The 23,129-nt window shown below is 63.0% G+C and carries 22 protein-coding genes and 1 riboswitch; of the genes, 4 read left to right on the plus strand and 18 right to left on the minus strand.

Annotated features, from left to right (window positions below; genetic code table 11):
• Positions 1–286: 286 nt before the first annotated feature.
• The 6 genes from EFD55_RS24030 to EFD55_RS24055 all read right to left on the minus strand — a co-directional run bounded on the left by EFD55_RS24030 (position 287) and on the right by EFD55_RS24055 (position 5,686).
• Positions 287–1,219 carry a lipid A biosynthesis lauroyl acyltransferase gene (locus EFD55_RS24030; protein WP_125848106.1) on the minus strand — a complete coding sequence of 311 codons (933 nt, stop codon included), beginning with the start codon at positions 1,217–1,219 and terminating at the stop codon, positions 287–289.
• Between the two features lie 7 nt (positions 1,220–1,226).
• Positions 1,227–2,255 (minus strand): zinc-binding dehydrogenase, encoded by a 1,029-nt coding sequence (locus tag EFD55_RS24035; protein WP_125848108.1) that lies wholly within the window; start codon positions 2,253–2,255, stop codon positions 1,227–1,229.
• Positions 2,256–2,311: 56 nt separating this feature from the next.
• Entirely contained in the window at positions 2,312–3,598 is a 1,287-nt protein-coding gene (locus EFD55_RS24040; protein WP_125848110.1) for a beta-ketoacyl-ACP synthase, read from the minus strand.
• Between the two features lie 11 nt (positions 3,599–3,609).
• Complete coding sequence (locus EFD55_RS24045; RefSeq protein WP_125848112.1) at positions 3,610–4,815, minus strand: beta-ketoacyl-ACP synthase; 1,206 nt, start codon at positions 4,813–4,815, stop codon at positions 3,610–3,612.
• A complete protein-coding gene (locus EFD55_RS24050) occupies positions 4,812–5,294 on the minus strand; it encodes a 3-hydroxyacyl-ACP dehydratase FabZ family protein (RefSeq protein WP_125848114.1) in 483 nt (160 codons plus the stop codon). The genes EFD55_RS24045 and EFD55_RS24050 overlap by 4 nt, the downstream gene beginning before the upstream one ends.
• A gap of 113 nt (positions 5,295–5,407) precedes the next feature.
• Positions 5,408–5,686, minus strand: a complete 279-nt coding sequence (locus EFD55_RS24055) for an acyl carrier protein (RefSeq protein WP_003540486.1) — start codon at positions 5,684–5,686, stop codon at positions 5,408–5,410.
• 384 nt (positions 5,687–6,070) lie between these two features.
• On the opposite strand from EFD55_RS24055, the gene EFD55_RS24060 reads away from it, so the two are divergent.
• Positions 6,071–6,790 carry a Crp/Fnr family transcriptional regulator gene (locus EFD55_RS24060; protein ID WP_125848118.1) on the plus strand — a complete coding sequence of 240 codons (720 nt, stop codon included), beginning with the start codon at positions 6,071–6,073 and terminating at the stop codon, positions 6,788–6,790.
• On the opposite strand, the gene EFD55_RS24065 is transcribed toward EFD55_RS24060, so the two are convergent.
• From EFD55_RS24065 to EFD55_RS24100, 8 genes are all read right to left on the minus strand, one after another.
• On the minus strand, positions 6,780–7,208 hold the full coding sequence (locus tag EFD55_RS24065) for a L,D-transpeptidase (RefSeq protein ID WP_125848120.1): 429 nt from the start codon (positions 7,206–7,208) through the stop codon (positions 6,780–6,782). The genes EFD55_RS24060 and EFD55_RS24065 overlap by 11 nt on opposite strands.
• A 147-nt stretch (positions 7,209–7,355) precedes the next feature.
• Positions 7,356–7,556 carry an ECs_2282 family putative zinc-binding protein gene (locus EFD55_RS24070; protein WP_125848122.1) on the minus strand — a complete coding sequence of 67 codons (201 nt, stop codon included), beginning with the start codon at positions 7,554–7,556 and terminating at the stop codon, positions 7,356–7,358.
• An 88-nt stretch (positions 7,557–7,644) separates the two neighbouring features.
• A complete protein-coding gene (cbiB, locus tag EFD55_RS24075) occupies positions 7,645–8,625 on the minus strand; it encodes an adenosylcobinamide-phosphate synthase CbiB (protein WP_125848124.1) in 981 nt (326 codons plus the stop codon).
• Entirely contained in the window at positions 8,622–9,644 is a 1,023-nt protein-coding gene (gene cobD, locus EFD55_RS24080) for a threonine-phosphate decarboxylase CobD (RefSeq protein ID WP_125848125.1), read from the minus strand. Before cobD ends, cbiB begins: the two co-directional genes overlap by 4 nt.
• On the minus strand, positions 9,641–10,948 hold the full coding sequence (locus EFD55_RS24085; protein WP_125848127.1) for a cobyrinic acid a,c-diamide synthase CobB: 1,308 nt from the start codon (positions 10,946–10,948) through the stop codon (positions 9,641–9,643). The genes cobD and EFD55_RS24085 overlap by 4 nt, the downstream gene beginning before the upstream one ends.
• The gene (gene cobA / locus EFD55_RS24090; RefSeq protein WP_125848129.1) at positions 10,945–11,784 is read right to left on the minus strand and encodes a uroporphyrinogen-III C-methyltransferase; all 840 of its coding nucleotides are present in this window, start codon (positions 11,782–11,784) and stop codon (positions 10,945–10,947) included. Before cobA ends, EFD55_RS24085 begins: the two co-directional genes overlap by 4 nt.
• Positions 11,785–12,138: 354 nt before the next feature.
• The gene (locus tag EFD55_RS24095) at positions 12,139–13,089 is read right to left on the minus strand and encodes a nucleoside hydrolase (protein ID WP_125848131.1); all 951 of its coding nucleotides are present in this window, start codon (positions 13,087–13,089) and stop codon (positions 12,139–12,141) included.
• 170 nt (positions 13,090–13,259) lie between these two features.
• Entirely contained in the window at positions 13,260–13,679 is a 420-nt protein-coding gene (locus EFD55_RS24100; RefSeq protein ID WP_125848133.1) for a cobalamin biosynthesis protein, read from the minus strand.
• A 95-nt stretch (positions 13,680–13,774) separates the two neighbouring features.
• On the opposite strand from EFD55_RS24100, the gene EFD55_RS24105 reads away from it, so the two are divergent.
• From EFD55_RS24105 to EFD55_RS24115, 3 genes are all read left to right on the plus strand, one after another.
• A complete protein-coding gene (locus EFD55_RS24105; protein ID WP_125848135.1) occupies positions 13,775–14,560 on the plus strand; it encodes a TSUP family transporter in 786 nt (261 codons plus the stop codon).
• Between the two features lie 109 nt (positions 14,561–14,669).
• Complete coding sequence (locus tag EFD55_RS24110; RefSeq protein ID WP_125848137.1) at positions 14,670–15,035, plus strand: nuclear transport factor 2 family protein; 366 nt, start codon at positions 14,670–14,672, stop codon at positions 15,033–15,035.
• Positions 15,035–15,829, plus strand: a complete 795-nt coding sequence (locus EFD55_RS24115) for a helix-turn-helix domain-containing protein (RefSeq protein ID WP_125848139.1) — start codon at positions 15,035–15,037, stop codon at positions 15,827–15,829. Before EFD55_RS24110 ends, EFD55_RS24115 begins: the two co-directional genes overlap by 1 nt.
• Before the next feature lie 57 nt (positions 15,830–15,886).
• Here EFD55_RS24115 and cobO read toward each other — a convergent pair whose 3' ends face one another.
• Genes cobO through cobU form a run of 4 tightly spaced genes read right to left on the minus strand, consistent with a single transcriptional unit; the run spans position 15,887 to position 22,294 of the window.
• A complete protein-coding gene (gene cobO / locus EFD55_RS24120) occupies positions 15,887–16,519 on the minus strand; it encodes a cob(I)yrinic acid a,c-diamide adenosyltransferase (protein ID WP_125848141.1) in 633 nt (210 codons plus the stop codon).
• Positions 16,516–20,724 (minus strand): cobaltochelatase subunit CobN, encoded by a 4,209-nt coding sequence (gene cobN / locus EFD55_RS24125; RefSeq protein WP_125848143.1) that lies wholly within the window; start codon positions 20,722–20,724, stop codon positions 16,516–16,518. The genes cobO and cobN overlap by 4 nt, the downstream gene beginning before the upstream one ends.
• A gap of 9 nt (positions 20,725–20,733) precedes the next feature.
• The gene (cobW, locus tag EFD55_RS24130) at positions 20,734–21,780 is read right to left on the minus strand and encodes a cobalamin biosynthesis protein CobW (RefSeq protein WP_125848145.1); all 1,047 of its coding nucleotides are present in this window, start codon (positions 21,778–21,780) and stop codon (positions 20,734–20,736) included.
• A gap of 4 nt (positions 21,781–21,784) precedes the next feature.
• Positions 21,785–22,294, minus strand: coding sequence for a bifunctional adenosylcobinamide kinase/adenosylcobinamide-phosphate guanylyltransferase (cobU, locus tag EFD55_RS24135; RefSeq protein ID WP_125848148.1), 510 nt, complete (start codon positions 22,292–22,294; stop codon positions 21,785–21,787).
• 545 nt (positions 22,295–22,839) lie between these two features.
• A riboswitch (cobalamin riboswitch) is annotated at positions 22,840–22,989 on the minus strand.
• Between the last annotated feature and the right edge of the window lie 140 nt (positions 22,990–23,129).

Below are 23,129 nucleotides of genomic sequence, written 5' to 3' on the forward strand. Positions count from 1 at the left end.
CCACTCCCAATTCCCAAGAGACGAGTCCACGACCGGAAACGCTGCATCTTTCGAAAAAACGCGGCCCTGCAGTAGACATTATTCGCGTCTTGGTGGTGACGGGTAACATGAAGCGTACGCCGTTTCAATCCGAGAGCACCTGCCGCTTTTCACCGCTGATAAATAAGGGTTGGCTTTTGTAAGAGAGCATGTCGCGCAAGACAACGTCGTCGTTTTTGCAGTAACGACATGTGTAAAAACAAAGACCTAAAGCGCGAGGAGCGAATCTGAAAGATTACGGCGCGCTTTAGGCAAGTGTCTTCTTGATGTGCCAGCGGTCGTGATACCACAGCCACTGTTCGGGATACTCCCGCACCCAGCTTTCCACCTTGTCATTGAGCAGCTGGGCGGCGGCCGGCAGGTCGAGATTGCCTTTGGCGTCGCGCGGCATATCAAGCCGCGGCTCAATTTCCAGCCTGTAGCGGTTTCCAGGCAGGCGGATGCAGCGGGCCGGATAGACTTCACAATTGAACTGGCGCACCAGCTTCGGCAGCAACGGATTGGTCTTCACATCGCGCCCGAAGAAGGTGCCCTTCAGCCCCTTGCGGAACTTCTGGTCGACGAGGACGCCCACGCCCTGCCCCGCTTCCAGCTGACGGGCGAGCGCGAAGGAGGAGCCCGCATGCGAGGGCACCAGCTTGCCCATCCGCGCGCTCCTGAAATCGAACACCTTCTTGGCGATATAGGGATTGTTCGGCGGGCGGAAGAGCACAGTCACCGTCAGCCCGAAGGCCGCACCCGCCACCGGCAGCAGCTCGAAATTAGCGGTATGGCCGGTAAAGACGATGAAGGGGCGCGGATTGTCGCGCAGGTCGAGGAAAATCGGAATGCCCGACACCTCCACCCTGCCCGGTTCCGATTTTTCGGGATCATAATCGAAGAGCTGATCGAGGAAGACGTATTCGGCCGCCAGCCGGCCCATGTTGCCCCAGCTTCCGAGCGCGATCTCCTCGATCTCGGCATCGCTCTTGTCAGGGAAGGCATTGCGCAGATTGGTCAGCATTAGCCTGTGGCGGCGGGTCAGCGGGCCGATGCGACGCATCATCCGATCAGCAAAGCGGATCGCGCCGTCGGCCGGAAACAGCTTGAGGAAATTCAGGAAGCCGAACATCACCTGCGCCACCAGCCATTGCTGGAAGTGCATGAGCGCCAGAACGATCCGGGTGATGAACAGCTTCACTTGGGGCTCAATCCATCTTCAGGATGATCTTGCCGAAGATCTGGCGCGATTCCATCCGCTCCAGCGCCCGGTCGATATCGCTGAAGCTGACTTCGGTATCGATGACGGGATGGACGAGCCCACGGCCCATCTTCTGCATGGCGTCGGCCATGTTCTCCATGCGGCAACCGAAGGAGCCGAGCAGCTTCAATTGCTGCTGGAAGAGCATCATCAAGTTCATCTCTGTGGAAACGCCCGAAGTCGAACCGCAGGTGACGAGCCGCCCGCCGCGCTTCATGCAGAGCATCGAGCCTGCCCAGGTGTCCTTGCCGACATGTTCGAAGACGACGTCGACGCCCTTCTTCTTGGTGAGCTTGCGCACCACGCCTTCGAAGCGGTCGGTGCGGTAGTTGATGACGTGATCGGCGCCGAGCGCCTTCGCCTTCTCGATCTTGTCGTCGGAACCGACAGTCGTGATAACAGTGCAGCCGATCTTCTTGGCAAGCTGGATCGCCGCCGTGCCGATGCCGGAGCCGCCGGCATGGACGAGGATCGTTTCGCCGGGTTCGAGCTTGGCGTTGTCGAACAGCATGTGCTCGACCGTGCCGAAGGTGACGGGCGCCAGCGCTGCCCCGATTGCGTCGACGCCGGGAGGGGCCGGAACGAGCAGGCGCGCGGGAAGGTTGACCTTCTCCTGCGCAAAGCCGTCGAGATGGAAGCCGTGCACGCCGGAGACATGTTCGCAGAGATTGTCGCGGCCTTCGCGGCACGGGCGGCAGAGGCCGCAGGTGCGCGCGCCGTAGATCGAGACGAGCTGGCCGGGAAGGACGTTGGCAACACCGGGACCGATCGCTTCGACGACGCCGGAGGCTTCCGCGCCGATGACGAGCGGCATCTTGCGCTTGGCAAACGCCATGCCGCGCCAGCCCCAGACGTCGATGTGGTTGAGCGCCACGGCCTTGACGCGCAGCGTCACCTCGCCGGCGCCAGGCGCATCGGGTTCCGGCAGGTCGGTGATCTCAAGCTTGCGGTCGTCGATCAGTTGCAAAGCGCGCATGGCAAAATCCCTCGCCTTCTAGGCGGTCTTCTTATCCTGAATTTGTCGGGAACCGCTTAAGCCGGTTCGAGCGCCATGACAAGGCTGGCATTCTGCCCGCCAAAGCCGAAGGAGTTGGAAAGCACGGCCGAAACCTGGGCTTCCCGCTTCTTGTTCGGCACGACATCGAGCACAATCGACGGATCGGGATTGTTGTAGTTGATCGTCGGCGGCAGCGTGCCGGTCAGCATGGTCTGCAGCGAGAAGACCGCTTCGACGGCGCCGGCCGCCGTCAGCGTATGGCCGATCATCGACTTGTTGGACGAGACGGGAATGCCGACCAGCTTCTCGCCGAAGACGGCGGACATCGAGCCATATTCCATCTTGTCGTTTTCAGGCGTCGACGTGCCATGGGCGTTGATATAGCCGATATCGTCCTCGCTCATGCCGGCATCGGCAAGGGCGGCACGGATCGTTGCGATCGCCGGGGCGCCATCCGGCGAAGACCGGGTGCGGTGGAAGCTGTCGGCCTTGTCGCCCGCACCCTTCATGATGCCGAGCACCTTGGCGCCGCGAGCAATCGCCGATTCCAGCGATTCCAGCACCAGCGTGGCGGCGCCCTCGGCGATGACGAAGCCGTCGCGATCTTTGCTGAACGGCTTGGAAGCCTTGGTCGGCGGATCGTTCTGCGTCGAAAGGGCAGACAGCAGCGAGAAGCGGATCAGCGCTTCGGCGCTGAGAGACCCGTCGGTTGCAACCGTCAGCGCGCGGGTCGTGCGGCCCTGGCGGATCGCCTCGATGCCGAGCTGGATCGCTGTGGCGCCGGAGGCGCAGGCCGTCGACAGCGTCACGGGAAGGCCGCGCGTTCCGAACCGGTCGGCAAGGCGCTCGGAAATCGCGCCGAACAGGGCCGCCTCGTGGAAGGCGGGATCCGGCCGCTGGCGCAGCGCCGTCAGGAAGCGCTCATAAGCGTCACCCGGATGATCTGAGGCCGGCGAACGGTCGGCAAGCTCGAAGCGCGCGCTCCATTCCGGCTCGATCGGCGGGGCGGCAAGGAACAGCGGGCCGTTGAAATCGCCAGAAAGGCCGGCATTGGCAAGTGCCTCGATCGTCGTTTCCCGCGCGAACGCGTAGGAGCGCTCGACGGCGTTCGGCGTGGGAATGCCGATGAAATCGACAGTGCCGGCGATCTTGGTCGACAGGCCCTCGGTCGGGAAGCGGTTGATCTCGTGGATTCCCGATGTTCCGGAGACAAGGGCTGCCCAGTTATCGGAAAGGCCCTGGCCGAGCGAGGTGATGATGCCCATGCCGGTTACCGCCACGATCGGACGGCCGAGATGATCCTGGTAAGCGGAAGCTGTCATATCCTCACTCCTCACGCATTTGCGGAAAGAACGGCGACGCCCTCGCCGCGCTGGTGCCCGACCGTCGTCACGATGGCAGCCTTGGTGCCGGCGCGCATCGGGCCTTCATGGGCGGCATCGAACGGCGGCACCTTGGCATTGCCGTCAATGGCAAGGGCTGCGAGCGCCAGGCCCAGCGTGAACTGCGTCTCGATCGTATGGCCGGTGACGCCGCCGAAACCGCGGATCGCAACGTCGGGCAATTGATGTTCGAGCACCGCACGCTCTCGGGCGGCAAGATCGTGCATGCCAGTCGAGCCGGAAAAGATCGCCGTGCTCTCGGGCGCAAGCCCGGCGGCCGGCGCCAGAAGCCGCTCGAGGCGGACTTCGAAATTGCCGGCATTGCGGTTGCCGCGATCGCCCTCGACCGCGTTGACGACGGCATAGATATGGGCACCGCGCGCTTCGGCGTGCTTGCGCGATTCGAGCACCAGGAAGGCGCCGGCCGAACCGGTGATCATGCCGCCGCCGTCGCTTGGCTTGCGGGACCAGAGCGGCGCCCAGTCGCCGCGCGCATGGGCGCCGATCGCCTCGGTGAGCAGGATCATGTCGGGACGTTCGGCCGCAAAGGCGCCACCAACAAGCGCATGCGAGGATTCGCCCGATTTGATACGGTAGAAGGCGGTCTCGACGGCCGAGATGCCGGCCGCTTCCTCGCCCATGAAGGTGCGCGAGGAGCCGGTGACCTTGTGGACGATCGAGATATTGCCGGCAAGCAGGTTGGAGAGCTGGGCGAGGAACAGCGTGGGCCTGAGTTCCGTCGTCAGCTTCTCGTTCAAGAGCAGCTCGCGGTCGTTGCGCTTCAGCGCCTCGTCGACGATCAGCGTATCGACATTGATGTCACGCTCGCCGCCGCCGGCCGCCACGATCATGTCCATCGTGCCGCAGGCTTCGATATCGTCCTTGAAGCCGGCATCGTCGAGCGCCAGCCCGGCGGCGAAAACGCCGATGCGCTGCCAGTTTTCCATCTGGCGCTGGTCGCCGCGCTTGGCGATCTGCTGCGACCAGTCGATCTCAGGCAGCGGGTGCACCGGATAGGGTTTGAATTTCTCGGTCTCGACGATCGCCTTCGGCGCGCTTTCGGCCGAAAGCAGCGCGATATGCGCATCCTTGCCGACGCCCTGACAGGTGACGATGCCGACGCCCGAAATGACGACGTCGTTTGTAGCCTTGCTCATCCAACCACTCCCTGCGCCGCGATCGCTTCGAGAAGCCCTATCTCGCCGGCGCGTTTTTTCACGATATCGCCGAGCGGCACCTCGGAAAACGGCATGGTGCGCAACTTCAGCTGCGCGTCGCACACCTTCTTGCCGCCGCTGGTGATCTTGGCCTTGGTGACCGCGAAACCCGAACCGTCATGTTCCAGCACCGCCTCGATGTCGAGTACGGCCTCGGGTTCGACGAAGGTGCGCATCTTGGCGCCGTCGACCGTCATCAGGAAGGGCATGGCAGCGAAATTAGTGACGGCTAGCACCAGCATGCCGGAGGCCTGCGCCATGGTCTCGATCAGGAGCACGCCGGGAACCAGCGGCATTCCGGGAAAATGGCCTTCGAAGACGGGGCTTTTGGCCGGCACGACAGATCGCGCCTTAAGCGTGCCCTTCTTCAGGTCCACCGCTTCGACGCGGTCAATCATCTGGAAATATTCCAGCAGCATTCGGATCCTCCGGCCCAACGCGCAAAAGCCCTGGGAAGGCCTACTTAGGAACAAAATCGCCCGGCCGCCATATCAACGGCGGCAGGGCGTGAAAAAAAGACGATGGTGTCGCTTCAAGCCTTGGCGGCTTTGAGTTCGTCGATCTTGGCGCAGAGGTTCTTCAGCACGAAATATTCTTCGGTGGAAACCTTGCCTTCGTTGACTTCCTGCGTCCACTTTTCGAGCGGGATCTTGATGCCGAATTCCTTATCGATCGCAAAGACGATGTCGAGGAAATCGAGGCTGTCGATACCGAGGTCGTCGATCGTATGGCTTTCCGGCGTGATCGTGGCGCGATCGATCTCGCTGGTTTCTGCAATAATGTCGGCAACTTTATCGAATGTAGCGGTCACGCGCTCTACCTCATGAAATGACGATTTAAACCCCCTCATAGGCAAATCCATTTCAAAAGCCAATGCTTTCGTCCCGGCGTTGCGGCAATTTGCCGATTGGGTGTTGCCTAAACAGCAATGGATACCGGCCTTTCCGGGCCTGAGACAGGCGTCGAGGCGGGAAGCGATGCCATTGCGGAAAACCCACCACGCCGGCTGGGCGATGAAGCCGTCCGAATCAAAGCCGGCGACTGCCCACACTTGATCTGGATCAAATCGCGATCGCGGCGAAATTGATAATCATCAAACCGCGCTGGAAGAAATCGGGATAGCCGAACCCGCAATAGCGGCGTAATCGTCTCAGGCATGCCCGGACATGTCTGGGATTTCGAAGGGATCAGGAATATGGACGTCGCACGCAGTGAGGTTTCCGAGGTCGGCATCCCCGTCGCCTGCCGTTCCTGTCAGGCGCGACACGGGGTCGTCTGCGGCGCGCTGTCGAGCAATCAGCTGAAGGAGCTCGGCCGCCACTCGCTGCGGCGCAAGGTCGATGCCGGCTGCGAGATCATCGCTCAAGGGTCGGAAAGCTCTTTCTATTCGAACATCATGCGCGGCGTGGTGAAGCTCTGCAAGGTGATGCCGGACGGGCGCCAGCAGATCGTCGGCCTGCAATTTGCCCCCGATTTCGTCGGCAGGCCCTTCGTGCGCGAAAGCACGCTGTCGGCCGAGGCTGCGACCGATGCCGAAATCTGCGTCTTCCCCCGCAACCTGCTCGACCGCATGATATCGGAAACGCCGGAACTGCAGCGCAGCCTGCACGACCAGGCGCTGAAGGAACTGGATGCCGCGCGTGAATGGATGCTGACGCTCGGCCGGCGCACGGCGGAAGAGAAAGTCGCAAGCCTTCTCTACCTGATCGCCACCCACGCCGAGCCGCAAACGGCCACGAGCGCCGCCTTCGACCTGCCCCTGTCACGCGCCGAGATCGCCGATTTCCTGGGGCTGACGATCGAAACCGTCAGCCGTCAGATGACCAGATTGCGCAAGCGGGGCATCATCCTGATCGAAAACTCCAGACACATCGTCGTTCCCGACATGGATGAGCTGGAGAGGATTACCGCGTAATAACAACCCGGGTATTGGCAAGACCGATCTGCCGCGCCAGTGAGAAGAACTGCGCCGCATTGTCGGGATGCAGGCGGACGCAGCCATGCGAGGCGGGCGTGCCTAGACGCTTCAGGTCGTAGGTGGCGTGAACGGCATAACCGCCGTTGAAAAAGACGGCGTAGGGCATCGGCGCATTGTCGTATTTCCGCGAGCGGTGATCGCGCGACAGCCACTTGGCGCTCCACGAACCGGTCGGCGTGACATAGCCGTTGCGCGCGGTGGAAACCTTCCAGCGATACTTCACCCAACCGTTCTCGGTGACGGTCATCGTCTGCTTGCCGATGCTGATATTGGCAACCAGGGTCGCCGCCACGGCGGCAACGGGAGAAAACTGCAGCAATAAACTTGCGGCCGCGGCGGCCAAAATCGTCTTCATGATAACCCCTCTTCGCACTCGCGCAGTTTCAACTGCGCCCTCACGAAAGAGAGACTATGGCAATACTTATTATATAGCTTTAACCCGAATGGTAATCACAATTCTAACAAGCCAAAGCGGAAGTAAGCAGCAAGCAGCGGCGCCGGCTCACTGGAGCTTGCGCGCCGCCGAAGGCTGCTTGAGCCGCTGATAGGCCTTCTTCATCTTCTCGCGGATCGAGGCCATGGTGCCGAGATTATGCCCGCAGGCCGCACAAGTGATGATGTCGGTCTCCCGGATCTCAGCCCGCTCGAACTTCATCTTGGTGCTCTTGCACTTCGGGCACGGTAATTCAACCTGAACTGACATGGCTCTGCTTCCGGTGTGATTGGATATGAGGCGCTTCGCATAAACGTTTGAGTGGGGCATGTCCACAGGAGTGTACGGTGGGATACCCCTACAAAAGACACAGGAACAACCCGAACGTCATGCCGGCAAGCACCGTGCAGCTCGCATGAAACACCGATATGCCGTCCTCAACATCGCGCGATGTTGCAAGGTCGCGGCCGGGATTGTTGATCATCGGCTCGGTCACGACGACGCCGCCATAGATGCGGGGGCCGGCGAGCTGGACATTCAGCGCCCCTGCCATTGCCGCCTCCGGCCGGCCGGAATTCGGCGAACGGTGCAGGCCGCCGTCGCGGATCGCCACGCGGATCGCCTCGCGGCAGGCGCTCGTGCCCCGCCGAAGCCAGGCGCCGGCGGCAATCAGCAGGATGGAAAGCCGGGCGGCCGGCCAGTTGGCGAGATCGTCGAGTCGGGCCGAGGCCCAGCCGAAATCGATGTATTTTTCCGACTTGTGGCCGATCATCGAATCCGCGGTGTTCAGCATCTTATAGGCAAGCAGCCCTGGCAGGCCGAACACGGCATACCAGAGCGCCGGCGCCACGACGCCGTCGGAGAAATTCTCAGCAAGGCTTTCAATCGCCGCACGGCAGACGGCCGGTTCGTCCAGCGTCTCGGGATCGCGCCCGACGATGCGGGAGACGGCGGCCCGTCCGCCGGCAAGCCCCTCGTCCCGAAGCGCGGCGGCAACGGCCCCAACGTGATCGGCAAGGCTTTTCTGCGCCAGGAAAATCGCCACCAGCCCGGTTTCGAGCAGGATGCCGATCGGGCCGAAGAGCGCGAAGAAACGGTTGAACACGATGCCTGCGATGACGGCCACGAGAAGAAGCGCCAGGATGGCGGCAACACCGTTCATCCGGCACTGCGACCCCTTCAGGCTCGCATTGTTGAACTTTCGGTCGGCAAAGGAGATCGCCTCACCGAAAAGGACGACGGGATGCGGCAGCCGCGACCACAGCCATTGCGGATCGCCCATGAGCCGGTCGAGCAGCAGCGCCAGAAGCAGCACGAGAAGGTTTTCGTCGATCGTCATCGTTCAAATCTCTGAAGGGCTTCGCCAAGCCGCCTGTCGGCCGCCGGATCCGGGGCAAGCCCGAAACGCAGCCAGTCCCGCGCATAGTCGAATTTGCGGACGAGAATATGATGGCGGCAGAGATGCGTGTAAATGTCGCTCGCCCTGCTATCAGCGACAACAGTGAAGAGCGTCGTTCCGCCTGCGATGCGCAAACCGGCGCCGGTCAGCACTCCATGCAGGCCGGAGCTGCGTTCATCGATGCGGCGGCGGATCGCGGACACGTCCTGGCGCAGCAGCGAGTCGGCCAGCGACAGCGCCGGGCCGGAGACCGACCAGGGACCGAGCCACTCCTCGAAACGATCGAGAATATCGCCCTCGGCAATCGCGAAGCCGAGCCGCAGGCCGGCAAGCCCGAAGAACTTGCCGAAAGAGCGGAAGATCACCAGGTTGGAAAGCTCTTCTGCGCGCGCCGCAAGGCTCAGCGCCGGATCGGCATCGCCGAAGGCCTCGTCGACGACGAGAAGGCCATTTTGCGATTTCATCCTGTCGTGCAAGGCAATCAGCATTTTGGCCGGCCAGGCGCGCCCATCCGGATTGTTGGGATTGACGACGACGGCAAGCCTGTGCTCCTCGCCGATCGCAGCGATATCGCCGACCGCATCGACAGCAAAACCGGCTGCGGCGAAGGCCCGCGTATATTCGCCATAGGTCGGTGATACCACAGCAACTCTGCTATCCGTCATAGCCGCGACGCTGCTCCCTGCCATCAGACGCGGCAGAAGCTGGATCACCGATTGCGTGCCGGGCACCGGCAACGGCAGGATCTCGCCGCTGCCGTAATAATCCCGCGCAGCACGCCTTGCCGCATCGACGAGATGCCTGTCCGGCAGGCGATGCCAGACCCTTGCCGGAATGTCAGGCAGGGCGACAGGGCAAGGATTGATGCCCGTGGAAAGATCGAGCCAATCTTCCGGCCGGCCGCCGAAAGCGGCGGCAGCGGCGGTGATGCCACCGCCATGGGCGATCGGGGCGCTCATACGGCCGCCCCGGTAAGGTCGATCAGATGCATGTAGGAGCCCGCGACCTGATCGCGCCGGAGACCGGCAGCACCCAGATCGGTTCCGAGCGCATCTTGGGTCGAAAACAACCGCTTCCCCTCACCCTCGGAGACGACGGTGGAATAGTGGAATTCATGTGCCGTCATCGTCCGCGAGAAGAAGGCGCCGTCGAGCGGCGTCACCCGGCGATAGCCGAGATGGCGCTTGCGCTCCGCATAGCTGGTGACGACGGGCAGCAGGCCGAGCATTTCGTATCGCTTGCCCCCCGCATCGATCAGCCCCTCGCCCAGCACCATGTAGCCGCCGCACTCGCCGTAGATCCTGATGCCGCGTGCCGCCGCATCGAGAAGGCCGGCACGGAAAGTCTTGGCCTCGGCAAGCCTGCCGGCATGCAGTTCCGGATAACCGCCGGGCAGATAAATCGCATCGGCATCGGCAGCCGGCGCCTCGTCGGCAAGCGGCGAGAAGAAGGAGATCGCTGCCCCGCGCCGCCGCCAGCCGAGCAGCATATGCTCGTAGGAAAAAGCAAAGGCGATGTCGCGCGCCACCGCGACGCGGGCGCCCAGCGGCATCAGCCGGTCGATATTGGCCGCCGACGGGCGGTTGAGCCCCTGCCTTGCGATACGCAGCAGGAATTCGAAATTGCATTCCTCGGAAACGGCGTCCGCCGCATGGTCGATGAAGCTTTCGATGCTTGCATGTTCGCCGGCCTGCACGAGCCCGAGATGGCGTTCCGGCAGGGAAAGCGTCTTGTCGGCCCCGATGACGGTGACGACGGGCATGCGGATCGCCTCCAGCGCCTGGCGCAGCATCGCCTCGTGCCGGTCGCTGCCGACCTTGTTGAGGATGACGCCGGCCACCCGGACATCGGCGCGGAAGCCGGCAAAGCCCGCAACCAGCGGCGCGACTGACTGCGACATGCGCGAGGCATCGACGATGAGCACGACGGAAAGGCCGAGCTGGGCGGCAAGATCGGCCGCTGTTCCCTTGCCGTCGGCCGCTCCGTCGAAGAGCCCCATCATCGCCTCGACGACGAGAATGCGGTCGCCGGAGCGGTGAAGGGCCGCATTGGCCGAGATCAGCTCAGGGCGCATCGCCCAGGGGTCGAAATTCAGGCAGGGCGTGCCGCCTGCCGCCGCATGGAAAGCGGGATCAATGTAGTCGGGGCCTGCCTTGCCGGGTGCGACCGCGATGCCGCGACGCCGAAGCGCCCGGAGCAGACCGAGCGTCACCGTCGTCTTGCCGGCGCCGGAGGAAGGAGCTGCGATCAGGAGGCCGCTCATGCCAGCACCTTGCCGGACCGGCGAAATGGATCGGGTTGTAGGCGCCTGCCGGCCAGCGCGCCGAGCCAGTCGAGCGAGGCCCGGAGCCGCACCACTTCGCCGACGACGACCACCGCAGGCGGCTCGAGCCCGGAGGCCGCAATGGCGGCCGAAGCCTCGCCCAGCGTCGTTTCCAGCACCTGCTGCCGGCCAGTGGCCGCATTGCAGACGAAGGCGACCGGTTCGGATGGCGGCCGGCCGGCCGCGATGAGATTGGCGCTGATCTCGGCGATATGCTTCATCGCCATATACATGACGATGACGGGCGAGCCCCGGCCGATCGCGTCCCAGTCGATTCTGTCTGGTACGATGCCTGAGGAATCATGGCCGGTGAGAAAGGTCACGGCATGGTTGATGTCGCGATGCGTCACCGGAATGCCGGCATAGGCCAACCCGCCGATGCCGGCGGTAATGCCCGGCACGATGCGGAAAGGGATATTGTGCTCGACCAGCATCAGCGCTTCCTCGCCGCCACGGCCGAAGACGAAGGGATCCCCGCCCTTCAGCCGAAGCACCCGCTTGCCGGCGCGCGCCAACTCCACCAGCCTGAGCGAAATATCCCGCTGCTTGGCCGAGGGTTTGCCGCCGCGCTTTCCGGCATATACAAGTTCCGCGCCCGATCGGGCGAGCTTCAGACAGTCCTCATTAACAAGCGCGTCATGCACGATCACATCGGCCTCCGCGAGCCCTTTGGCGGCAAGCAGCGTCAACAGCCCGGGGTCGCCGGGACCGGCTCCGACAAGCCAGACGCTGCCCGGCTCCATCGCCGGCAAATGTAAGAATGCGCTATTCAACATTTTGTTGATCTAGGCCCCGCAAGCGGCAAGGTCAACGCCGCCAGCACCGCCTCACTTGAAGTTGCTGACATGAGGGTGATTCACTTTGCGAGCAGGCGGATTCGATTTGGCAGAGGCGCCACGTAACGACATGAATATATTATAATATTATCGACATGAGCCACCGCCTACCGCCGCCCGTCGATTTGTCGACAAGCCTTGCCTTTTATTCGGCGTCATCCTCGGCCTTGTGCCGAGGATCTGCTACATGTCCACCAGTTGCGGATGCTCGGGACAAGCCCGAGCATGACGAAAGAGCCGTTGGCTGACTGTGTGATCAGCCTGTTGCCGCGGCGCAGCCAGCCCCAAGGGCTCTCAGGCGCGAAGAAGCGTCCCGCGGATCAGATCGACCACCTTTTCCGACTCGATTCCCGTGGCAACGACCTGGCTCGGCAGGCCATCCCAGTCGCCCGGCGGGAAGCGACGGCCATCCGCCTTGACGACCGTCTGGCCGTCGGCAATGCCGCCGCAGACGACGCGCACCGCGCCGGTGATCGTGGTGAAAAGCTCCGGCGCCACGACATAGACCGAAGCACAGCTGTCATGCACCATCATGCCGTCTTCGACAGCATGGGCGTAGAAATCGATGTAATGCTGAGACAGCGCGTCGAGCTGCTTGACCGCCTTGTCGCCCTTGGCCGACATTTCGCCGAGATAGCTGCGGCTCATCGTGGTGATCGAGGTGACGTCGAGGCCGATGACGACGACCTTCCACGGCGCGGTCATCACGATATCGGCGGCTTCGGGATCGCCATGAATATTGGCTTCGGCGACCGGCGAGACATTGCCCGGCACATAGAAATTGCCGCCCATGATGACGACGTCCTTGACCAGCGTCGCAATCTCGGGGTCTTCCTTCAGCGCCAGCGCCAGATTGGTCATCCGTCCGACGGCCACCAGCCTGATCTCACCGGGGTTGGCGCGCACCGTATCGATGATGAAGCGATGCGCCGGGCGCGGATCGAGCGGCAGATCGATCGCCTCGGGCACGTCAATATTGCCGAGGCCATTGTGGCCATGCACCATGGCCGGCCATTCCCGCTCCGCACGCTCGGGATCGATCGTGACGCTGGCGCCCTTGGCGACCGGTGCCGCGATATCCCACTCGCGCTTGAGGAAGAGCGCATTGCGCGTCGTCGTCTCGACCGACGCGTTGCCGAAGACGGTCGTGATGCCGATTAGATCGATCTCGGGATGGCGGTGCAGGAAAAGAAGCGCCATGGCGTCGTCGACGCCGGGATCCGTGTCATAAATGACCTTGTGCATGTGTATCCTCTAGAGCAATTCCAGCAAAAGTGCGCAGCGGTTTTGCGTCCGGAACTGCGTTGAAACAAAGGGATAGAGCACTTCCGTGATTCGAAGAAAACGGAATTGCTCTAGATGTGAATCGCGAAGCTGCCGGACGGCGCTGCAAATTGCCGCCAACATAGCGCCGATCAGTCTTTCTGCAACCCGATGCAGGCAATCGCCGCTGTCGCATGCGCAGATTTGTTCTTGCCGAGCACCAGCTCCGCATCCGCGCCAAGCGCCGCAAGCGCTGCCGATTCCGCCACACCGTGGCAGCCGACGCGGGCAAAGACGATCTCGGACGGATTTTTGAGCCGCGGCGTTTCCTCCTCCAGCCGCAGCGCATCGAAGAAGACGGCAGGCACAGCGAAATGTCTCGCAACGGCAAGGATCGCCGCCTCCTGCCTGCGGCTGTCGATGGTGGCGATGGCCGCAAGCTCCGCCGCGCCGATCCCGACTGCATCAAGCGCCTCGATCGCCAGCGCCAGCACCTCGGCGACCGTCGTCCCGCGCTCGCAGCCGAGCCCGAGCACATGGCGCCTAGTGCTGTCGAAGGGAATGTCGCTCATGTAAGTCGAATGCGCCCCGCTGTGTCCTTGCAGCCATTGCAGCTTGGCGCGGCAAATGCAACAAGACCGGCTGAAAGCCCTTCCGGAATATCATCTTGCCTGACATCGCCCTCCATCTGCTTCTGCTGCTCTGCGCGGCTGCTTTCTTTGCCGGTTTCGTCGATGCCATTGCCGGCGGCGGCGGCCTGATCACCGTTCCCGCCATGCTGATCGCCGGCATTCCGCCGCTGCAGACGCTCGGCACCAACAAGGTGCAATCGATCTTCGGCGCCGCCTCGGCAACGATCGCCTACGCCCGCAAGGGCCATGTGCAGCTTCACGAACAGCTGCCGATGGCGCTAATGGCCGTCATGGGCGGGGCGGTCGGCGCTGCCCTTGCGACGATCGTGCCCGGACAGGTGCTGCAGGCGATCATGCCGGTGCTGCTCCTGGCCATTGCGATCTTCTTTGCCGTCAAGCCTAATCTCAACGACCTCGACACCCACCGTCTCGTTACGCCCTTCGCCTTCGGCCTGACGCTGGTGCCCGCCATCGGCTTCTATGACGGCGTTTTCGGCCCCGGCACCGGTTCCTTCTTCATGCTCTCCTTCGTCACGCTCGCCGGCCTCGGCGTGCTGAAGGCCACCGCCCACACCAAGCTTCTCAATTTCGGCTCGAACCTCGGCGCGCTGATCGTCTTCGCAAGCTTCGGCGCGATCCTCTGGAAGATCGGCCTGTTGATGGGTGTCTGCCAGTTCCTAGGCGCACAGCTGGGTTCCCGGCTCGCCATGCGCATCGGCGCAAAGCTCATCAAGCCGCTGCTGGTGATCGTCTGCGTCGCCCTTGCGATAAAGCTGCTCGCCGACCCGGCAAATCCACTGCGCGTCTGGCTCGGCATCTGACCGAGCCCCTCGACCGCCTTCCATTACCTCTGACGTAATTGATAGGGTGCACCGCCTTCCCGCATGATCGACCTGCCTGAATAAACGGGCGATCAAAGGAGATGACCCGATGAACGACGCAAAGACCAACGCCGAGCGCTACCTCGCCATCTGGAACGAGACGGATGCCGCGCGCCGCCGCGCTCTCATCGCCGAGAGCTGGACGGAAGCCGCCACCTATATCGACCCGCTGATGCGCGGCGAAGGCCACGAGCAGATCAATTCTCTGGTCGAGGCCGTGCAGAGCCGCTTCCCCGGCTTCCGCTTCGAATTGATCGGCACGGCCGATGGCTACGGAAACAACCTGCGCTTCTCCTGGGGCCTCGGTCCTGAGAACGGCGAAGCACTGATCAAGGGCACGGATTTCGCCGAGCTCGAAGACGGCAGGCTGAAATCCGTCCGCGGCTTCATCGATCTCCTGCCGGAAGCCGCCTGATGACGCAGACCGCCCGCTCTCTCGGAGATCATCTGCGCGAATGGCGCCAGCGCCGCCGCATGAGCCAGCTGGATCTGGCGCTGGAAGCCGAAATCTCCCAACGGCACTTAAGCTTCATCGAGAGCGGGCGCGCAACGCCCAGCCGCGAAATGCTGCTGCATCTGGCCGAACGCCTCAGCGTGCCGCTCCGCGAAAGAAACCCGCTGCTGCTGGCTGCGGGTTTCGCTCCGGTTTTTGCCGAGCGCAAACTGGATGATCCCGCACTTCAGCCGGCGCGACGCGCCATCGACATGGTGCTGAAAGGCCACGAGCCCTTCCCGGCCATCGCCATCGACCGCAACTGGACGCTGGTTGCCGCTAATGCCGCCATCGCGCCGCTGCTCGAAGCCGTTGCCGATCCGTCCCTGCTGGAACCGCCGGTCAACGTGCTGCGTCTCAGCCTGCATCCGCAAGGCCTGGCGCCCCACATCGCCAATCTCCCGGAATGGCGCGCCCATCTTCTCGACCGGTTGCGTCAGCAGATATCGGTCTCGGGCGATCCGATGCTGGAAAAGCTGTTGAAGGAACTGCTGTCCTACCCCGCGCCCGAAAATGCCGGCGAGACCCATACCGATCTGGCTGGTATCGCCGTGCCCTTGCAGCTTTCGACCAAGGCCGGCCTGCTCTCCTTCATCTCGACGACGACGGTCTTTGGCACGCCTGTCGACATCACCCTCTCGGAACTCGCAATCGAATCTTTCTTCCCGGCAGACGAAGAAACGGCCGCGATCCTGCGCGGCCATCTCGCCAATTAAGCCCTTGTCCACGCAATTCCGGACGCAGAACCGCTGCACACTTTTGCTGGAATTGCTTTAGAACTCCACGCCCGGCTGCCCCTTGATGCCGGAGCGGAAGGGGTGCTTGATGAGTTCCATTTCGGTCACGAGATCGGCGATCTCGATCAGCTCGTCCTTGGCGTTGCGTCCCGTCAGCACGACATGCGTCATGTAAGGCTTTTCGGTCTTCAGGAATTCCACCACCTCGTTGACATCGAGATAGTCATAGCGCAGGGCGATGTTGATCTCGTCGAGCAGCACCATGGAATTGCGCTCGTCGCGGATCAGCTCCTTGGCCTTTTCCCAGGCCGCACCGGCCGCCGCCACATCCCGCGCCCGGTCCTGCGTCTCCCAGGTAAAGCCTTCGCCCATCGTGTGGAACTGGCAGACATCGGAGAAGTGCTTCTCGATCAGATCCCGCTCGCCCGTCCACATCGCGCCCTTGATGAACTGCACGACGGCGGACGGCTTGCCATGGGCGATATGACGGAAGATCATGCCAAAGGCGGCCGAGGATTTACCCTTGCCCTTGCCGGTGTGGACGATGATCAGGCCCTTCTCATCCGTCTTGCTGGCCATGATCTTGTCACGCGCCGCCTTCTTCTTCGCCATCTTCTCGGCGTGACGGGCATCGTCCTTTTCGGCTGGTACGACTGGCTCTTCGGTCATGGCTGGCTGCCTGCTCTTTTCTTGGTTTCGTTGGATTCAGTGAGATCGAATTGCGCCGAGTTGCTGCGCGGCGTCCAGAGCTTGCGCTCGATCGCCTCCATGAGCCGCTCCCTCATGTCGGAAAGGGCCGCCGGGTTCTTCTCGGCCATGAAATCGCGCACTTTGGGGTCGGCGACGAAGGCCTGATAGACCGCCTCGAAATGATGGTTGCCGACAGCCCCCGTCGTCGCCGCAAAAGCAAAGAGATAATCGACCGTCGCCGCAATCTCGAAAGCGCCCTTATAGCCGTGGCGCATAACACCCTCGATCCATTTCGGATTGACGACACGCCCGCGCACCACCCGCCCGATCTCCTCTTCAAGCGAACGAATGACCGGCTTTTCCGGCCGCGAATGGTCATTGTGATAGATCGCCGGCCGCACTCCACCGAGCACTTCGGCCGCCGCCGCCATGCCGCCTTCAAACTGGTAATAATCGTCGCTGTCGAGCAGGTCGTGCTCGCGATTGTCCTGGTTCTGCACGACCGCCTGAATGGAACGCAGCCTTTCTTCGAAAACCCCGCGCTCGGCTCGGCCCTCCTCGCCCGCACCATAGGCATAACTGCCCCAGACAAGATAGGCTTCGGCCAAATCGGCCCGCCGCTCCCAGCCCTTCTCGTCGATCAGCGCCTGCAGGCCGGCACCATAGGCACCGGGCTTCGACCCGAAGATGCGATAGCCGGCCCGCTTTGCCGCGGCCTTCTCATCAAGCCCGGCAGCTGTCAGCCGCGCCGCCTCGCCGCGCATGCGCCCGCCAATCGGGTTGTCGGTCGCATCCTCCTCCAGCGCGCCAACGGCGCGAATCGCCTTGTCGAAGAGCGCGATCTGCTCGGGAAAGGCATCGCGGAAAAAGCCGGAAATACGCAGCGTCACATCCACCCGCGGCCGGCGCAGCATGGCCTGCGGAATGATTTCGTAACCGGTGACGCGCCGCGAGGCCATGTCCCAGACAGGCTTGACCCCGATCAGCGCCAAAGCCTGGGCGATATCGTCGCCGCCGGTGCGCATGTTGGACGTGCCCCAGGCCGTCAGCCCGAAGGAGATAGGCCATTCGCCATGATCCTGCACATAGCGGCGGATGAGCAATTCGGCGGATTTCTTGCCGAGTTCGTAGGCTGCCGGGGTCGGCACAGCGCGACTGTCGACGGAATAGAAATTCCGCCCCGTCGGCAACACATCCGGCCGCCCGCGCGTCGGCGCGCCGGACGGGCCGGGCGGCACGAAACGACCGTCGAGGCCGCGCAGCAGACCGGCGATCTCGGCCGGGCCGCAGGCAAGGATCGAGGGTTTGAGGCGGGCTTCGATTTCATCGAGTACGGCTCTGGTTTGGGACCAGAGAGGTGGGCAGGTGATTTCGCCGGAGACGAGCTTGGCGGCGAGTAGTTCGATGCGCTCGACGGTGTCACCGTTTGTACGCCAGGGGGCATCGGCGACATCGACAAGGATCGCTGGACGTGGACCGATCCAGATCGCTGCCATATCGCAGTCCAGAGGATCGAAAGAACGCTGAGGTACGCGACTCCCCTTCTCCCCAGCGGGGAGAAGGTGGCCCGAAGGGTCGGATGAGGGGGCCACACCCTGAACCTCGGCCTCGCCTACGCTCAGCCGCTCGCTCCTGGCGTCGCTCGCCCCCTCATCTGTCCTGACGGACATCTTCTCCCCGCTGGGGAGAAGGAGGAAAGCCAACACATCCCCAGCAATCGCCCGCTGCAGACTCGCATCTCCACCCTCACCCAGCCCGCGCGGCACCCGCGCTAAGGCCACAGTCAGATCCGTCAGCAACCGCCCTTCAGGCGAAACCCCAAACACATGCAGCCCATCACGGATCTGCATTTCCTTGAGGTCACAGAGATAGGCATCGAGCTTCTTCAGCGCCTCGCCTTCGCTCTCGCCCTTCGCAATCCCCGCATCCCGATCCAGCCCGATATCAGCAACGAGATCGAGGATCTGCCGGCTGAGCAGCCGGATACGCCTGGGATCGCCGCCCGACGCCTCGTAATATTCGTCGACCAGCGCCTCCAGATCCTTCAGCGGCCCATAGCTTTCGGCGCGCGTCAGCGGCGGCGTCAGATGGTCGATGATAACAGCGGCCGTGCGGCGCTTGGCCTGCGTGCCTTCACCGGGATCGTTGACGATGAAAGGATAGAGATGCGGCAGCGGCCCGAGGATCGCCTCGGGATAGCAGGTTTCTGACAGCGCCAGCGCCTTGCCCGGCAGCCATTCCAGATTGCCGTGCTTGCCCATATGGATCACGGCCTGCGCCCCGAATTCTTCGCGCAGGAAAGCATAGAAGGCAAGATAGCCGTGCGGCGGCACGAGATCGGGCGAGTGATAACTTTCCTTCGGATCGATGTTGTAGCCGCGCGCCGGCTGGATACCGATCAGCAACTCGCTGAACCGGGCGAAAGGCAGCGCGAAAGCGCCATCGCGCACATAGGGATCAGCCTCCGGCGCACCCCAGCGCGCGTTGACCTCATCCTGAATCTGATTGGGAAGAGATTCCAGGAAATCCTTGTATCGACTCAGGGAAAGCCGCTCACGCACGACCTTGCCGTCGAAGCCGGAATTGGTCGGCCCCAACATCATATGCCGTATCAGCGCATCACCATCGGCAGGAATATCGGCAATGGGATAACCGGCCCTCTCCATCGCCCGCATCACCTCGATGGTGCCGGCCGGCGTATCCAGCCCGACGCCATTGCCGAGCCGTCCGTCGCGGTTCGGATAGTTCGCCATGACGAGCGCAACTCGGCGACTCTCCGCCGGCACCTGCCGCAGCCGCGCCCAGTTGCCGGCAAGCGATGCCACATAGTTCATGCGCCCAGCATCCGGCTCGCTGGAAACGATGTTGGCCTCGACAGCAACGTCATAGCGCGCGGCTGATTTGAAGGAGACGGCGCGCGACAGCACCCTGCCATCCACCTCCGGCAGCGCGACATTCATGCCGAGATCACGCGCCGAGAGCCCCTGCGATGAGGCGGCCCAGGCCTCCCGCGACGAAGCGGAAAAGATCGCTTGCAGCACGATCGCGTCATTGGCCTCCAACACCGTCGGCTGGCGATCGGCGCCGGGTGCGGAGACGGCAAAGCCGGTCGTGTTGATAACGACATCGGGTTTGAGTTCGGCGAAGATGCTTTCGAGGATACCTCTGGAGACGGGATCCTTGAGACTGTAGGCGAAGACTGGCAGCGGGCGCAGGCCTTGCTGCTGGAGTGCTTCGATCAAGGCTTCGACGGGTTTGGTTTCGCCGCTTTGCACGAGAGCGCGGTAGAAGGCGATGGCGACTGTCGGGCGAGCCGTGGGTTTGAATCCCACCTCTTCCGCCGAATGTGTGGCGTTCGCCTCCTCGTCCGAGCGTGTAACACCCCCCTCTGTCCTGCCGGACATCTCCCCCACAAGGGGGGAGATCGGCAAGGAGCGAGACCTTCGCTCTATGTCGGTAGTTTGGGGAGACGCGGGCCGCGATTCAATCTCCCCCCTTGTGGGGGGTCCGAAGGACGGGTCGAGACCCGCGGCTCGACCCCGGTAGTCCGGCAGGACAGAGGGGGGTGCTACGCCCTCAATCGCCGGGGAAGGCACAACAGAAACAAGCCGACGCCACTCCTCAACTCCAACCAGCCCTCGCCCGGGCCACCAGATCCCCGCCTTCATCAACGGCGCAGCCGGCGCCGGCTTCTCCTCCCCCGAGAGCATCGCCGCCGCATAGGCAAGAAAGCCCCGCGCATTGGCATCCCCGCCTTCGATCAGGTATCCCCAGAGCGCATTGAGATCCTCAAGCGCCACATTCGAAAACGGCGTCAGGCCCGCATCCGGCTTGGAATCCCCCGGTAGCACCGCAATCAGCGCCCCGCCCCTCGCCGCCACCGCATGCAGGGCCTCGAGCGCGTAGTGAAAATAGCTCGCCCCGCCGAGCGCCCGCACGATGATCAGCTTCGCATGCCGCGCCGTGCGTTCGACGTAGGTATCGACCGACATCGGATGCTTCAGGCTCATCAAGCTCGCAAGCCTGAGCGTATGCCCGCTCGCCCCGTCGGCATGAGCCGCGGCAATCGCCGCAAGCTCGGTGTCGGCGGCCGAGAGGAACAGGACATCGCCCGGCGACTGGCCGAGGTCGATGGCCTCTTCCCCGTCGCTGATCGTTCCCTGTTGAGCCAGAAGCAGATGCATTCTCTATCCTCAGACGAGCGCTTCGATCGCCTTACGCACCGCGTCCTGATCCATTTCGTGCAGACCGATGACGACAAGGCGCGTGCTACGAGCTTCACCCGGCGCCCAGGCGCGGTCGAAATACTGGTCGATGCGGGCGCCGACGGCCTGCAGCTGCAGGCGCATGGGCTTACCGGAGACGTCGATGAAGCCCTTGAGGCGCAGCACGTCATGCTCGGCGATGATGCCCTTCAGCTTCTCGACGAAACCAGATGTATCGGCGATAGCACCGAGATCGACGACGAAACTGTCGAATTCGTCATGGTCGTGCGGCTCACCGTCCTCATGCTCCAGTTCGTGATGGGACTTGCGGTTGGCGATATCGTCTTCCGTGCCGATACCGAGGCCGAGCAGCACGCTCGCCGGCACCTCACCATTCCTGGCCTCGATCATCACCGGCTTGCGGGCAATCCGCGAGGCGACTTCGCTCTTCACGCGGCCAAGGCCGTCCGCGTCGATCAAATCGGTCTTGTTGAGCACGATCAGATCGGCGCAGGTCAGCTGATCCTCGAACAGCTCCTCGATCGGGCTTTCATGATCGAGCGATTCATCCTCGGCACGACGCGCATCGACGGCATCGTGGTCGTCGGCAAAACGCCCGGCGGCAACGGCAGCACTATCAACCACGGTGATCACGCCATCGACCGTTACTTCGCTGCGAATATCCGGCCAGTTGAAAGCGGCGACCAGCGGCTGCGGCAGCGCAAGACCGGAGGTTTCGATGACGATATGGTCCGGGCGCTGCTCGCGCTCCAGAAGCTTGGTCATGGTCGGAATGAAATCGTCGGCGACCGTGCAGCAGATGCAGCCATTGGTGAGCTCGATAATATCGTCTTCGGTGCAATTCTCAGCGCCGCAGCCCTTCAGCACATCGCCATCAACGCCAAGATCGCCGAACTCGTTGATGATGAGCGCAATCTTCTTGCCGCCGGCATTGGTGAGCAGGTTGCGGATCATCGTCGTCTTGCCCGCGCCGAGAAAGCCGGTGATGACGGTTGCGGGAATTTTCTGCTGCATGGATTTAACCCTTCATTTTCAGCGGCAGGCCTGCCGCGATAAAATAGACTTCGGCGGCATTCGCCGCGATCATCTGGTGCAGCCGGCCGGCATGGTCGCGAAATTCCCGCGCCATGCGATTCTCAGGCACGATGCCGAGGCCGACTTCATTGGAAACGATAACGAGCCGCGCCTTCGCGGCCGGCAGGAAATCGGCAAGGGCTGCAAATTCCGCTGCCATCTCGCGCTCCTCCATCATCAGATTGGTGACCCAGAGCGTCAGACAGTCGATCAGCACGATGCGCCCCTCGCCGTCGATGGCGCCAAGCTTGCCGACCAGATCGAGCGGCTCCTCATGCGTCGTCCAGGATGGACCGCGATCGGCCTTGTGCTGAGCGATGCGCGCCTGCATCTCCTCGTCCCATGCCCGGCCGGTGGCGATGTAGTGGCGCTCGAGGCCGGTCGCGGTGACAAGAGATTCAGCGAACCGGGATTTGCCGGAGCGTACGCCGCCGAGGATGAAGGTGGCGGTCATGTCGAAGCGCTCCTCCGGGAGAGGGCAAGACGTCGCCACATCCCCCTTCTCCCCAGCGGGGAGAAGGTGCCGGCAGGCGGTTGAGGGGGTGAGAGGCGCAGCCGCGAATGCGCGGCGCGCAAGCAGAGCGCAAAATGAGGTAAGTGCCGTGTGGCCCCCTCATCCGACCCTTCGGGCCACCTTCTCCCCGCTGGGGAGAAGGGGAAGTACCATCGCACCACCGGAGGCAGCGCTGAATTCAATCGTTCAGCCAAGACAACCTCCGTGCTGGCAGCGGGTTTCTTACCCAGGGGTGGGCTTTTCGCCCGGCACGGGATGGCAGGTCTCCTGGCTCGCGGGTATCGGCCGCGATCGGGGCGGACCGGAAACCGGTCGCCCCTGATCGTGCCAGCGGATCTGCCTCGCCTTCCCGGCTGCATCGGCGAAGAGGTGGACCATTCGTAGAGATAGAGGCGTCCGACCCCGGTTGATCACCATGCATTTCCAGTGGCTTTTCCGGCATGTCGCCCGTACTGCCCGCCTGCACCATTGCATGCGGACAGAAAAGGGTTGGATGCCGGATGGAAGACCCTGACCGCTCTACAGTCGCGGGGTCGGCTGTGATGAAGGCGCCCGGCTTGGGTCCACCCCGTCACATTCCCTTTTCATCCGGAAGGGCAGAACGCCGATCCGGAACCATCCGTTATGTCAGGATGGTCAGGCGACCATCCCTTATATCGGGGATGGTTAGGCAAGCTCAGGGATGAAGTCAACCAGCCTTCGCCGCCGGGGAATGGCCCGCTGGACGGCACGCGCGCGCCAACACGACTTACTCTACCTAAAATATCGTCATTTA

This window comes from Rhizobium pisi (assembly GCF_003938655.1).
In the GTDB taxonomy this organism is placed as follows: domain Bacteria; phylum Pseudomonadota; class Alphaproteobacteria; order Rhizobiales; family Rhizobiaceae; genus Rhizobium; species Rhizobium pisi.

Coding starts and splice junctions, on each gene's coding strand:
- EFD55_RS24060 (WP_125848118.1), top strand. CDS start 6,071: ATGGACGTCGCACGCAGTGAGGTTTCCGAGGTCGGCATCCCCGTCGCC.
- cbiB (WP_125848124.1), bottom strand. CDS start 8,625: ATGACGATCGACGAAAACCTTCTCGTGCTGCTTCTGGCGCTGCTGCTC.
- cobO (WP_125848141.1), bottom strand. CDS start 16,519: ATGACCGAAGAGCCAGTCGTACCAGCCGAAAAGGACGATGCCCGTCAC.
- EFD55_RS24040 (WP_125848110.1), bottom strand. CDS start 3,598: ATGACAGCTTCCGCTTACCAGGATCATCTCGGCCGTCCGATCGTGGCG.
- EFD55_RS24110 (WP_125848137.1), top strand. CDS start 14,670: ATGAACGACGCAAAGACCAACGCCGAGCGCTACCTCGCCATCTGGAAC.
- EFD55_RS24085 (WP_125848127.1), bottom strand. CDS start 10,948: ATGAGCGGCCTCCTGATCGCAGCTCCTTCCTCCGGCGCCGGCAAGACG.
- EFD55_RS24050 (WP_125848114.1), bottom strand. CDS start 5,294: ATGCTGCTGGAATATTTCCAGATGATTGACCGCGTCGAAGCGGTGGAC.
- EFD55_RS24095 (WP_125848131.1), bottom strand. CDS start 13,089: ATGCACAAGGTCATTTATGACACGGATCCCGGCGTCGACGACGCCATG.
- EFD55_RS24065 (WP_125848120.1), bottom strand. CDS start 7,208: ATGAAGACGATTTTGGCCGCCGCGGCCGCAAGTTTATTGCTGCAGTTT.
- cobD (WP_125848125.1), bottom strand. CDS start 9,644: ATGAGCGCCCCGATCGCCCATGGCGGTGGCATCACCGCCGCTGCCGCC.
- EFD55_RS24035 (WP_125848108.1), bottom strand. CDS start 2,255: ATGCGCGCTTTGCAACTGATCGACGACCGCAAGCTTGAGATCACCGAC.
- EFD55_RS24045 (WP_125848112.1), bottom strand. CDS start 4,815: ATGAGCAAGGCTACAAACGACGTCGTCATTTCGGGCGTCGGCATCGTC.
- EFD55_RS24115 (WP_125848139.1), top strand. CDS start 15,035: ATGACGCAGACCGCCCGCTCTCTCGGAGATCATCTGCGCGAATGGCGC.
- cobU (WP_125848148.1), bottom strand. CDS start 22,294: ATGACCGCCACCTTCATCCTCGGCGGCGTACGCTCCGGCAAATCCCGG.
- cobW (WP_125848145.1), bottom strand. CDS start 21,780: ATGCAGCAGAAAATTCCCGCAACCGTCATCACCGGCTTTCTCGGCGCG.
- cobN (WP_125848143.1), bottom strand. CDS start 20,724: ATGCATCTGCTTCTGGCTCAACAGGGAACGATCAGCGACGGGGAAGAG.
- cobA (WP_125848129.1), bottom strand. CDS start 11,784: ATGTTGAATAGCGCATTCTTACATTTGCCGGCGATGGAGCCGGGCAGC.
- EFD55_RS24070 (WP_125848122.1), bottom strand. CDS start 7,556: ATGTCAGTTCAGGTTGAATTACCGTGCCCGAAGTGCAAGAGCACCAAG.
- EFD55_RS24100 (WP_125848133.1), bottom strand. CDS start 13,679: ATGAGCGACATTCCCTTCGACAGCACTAGGCGCCATGTGCTCGGGCTC.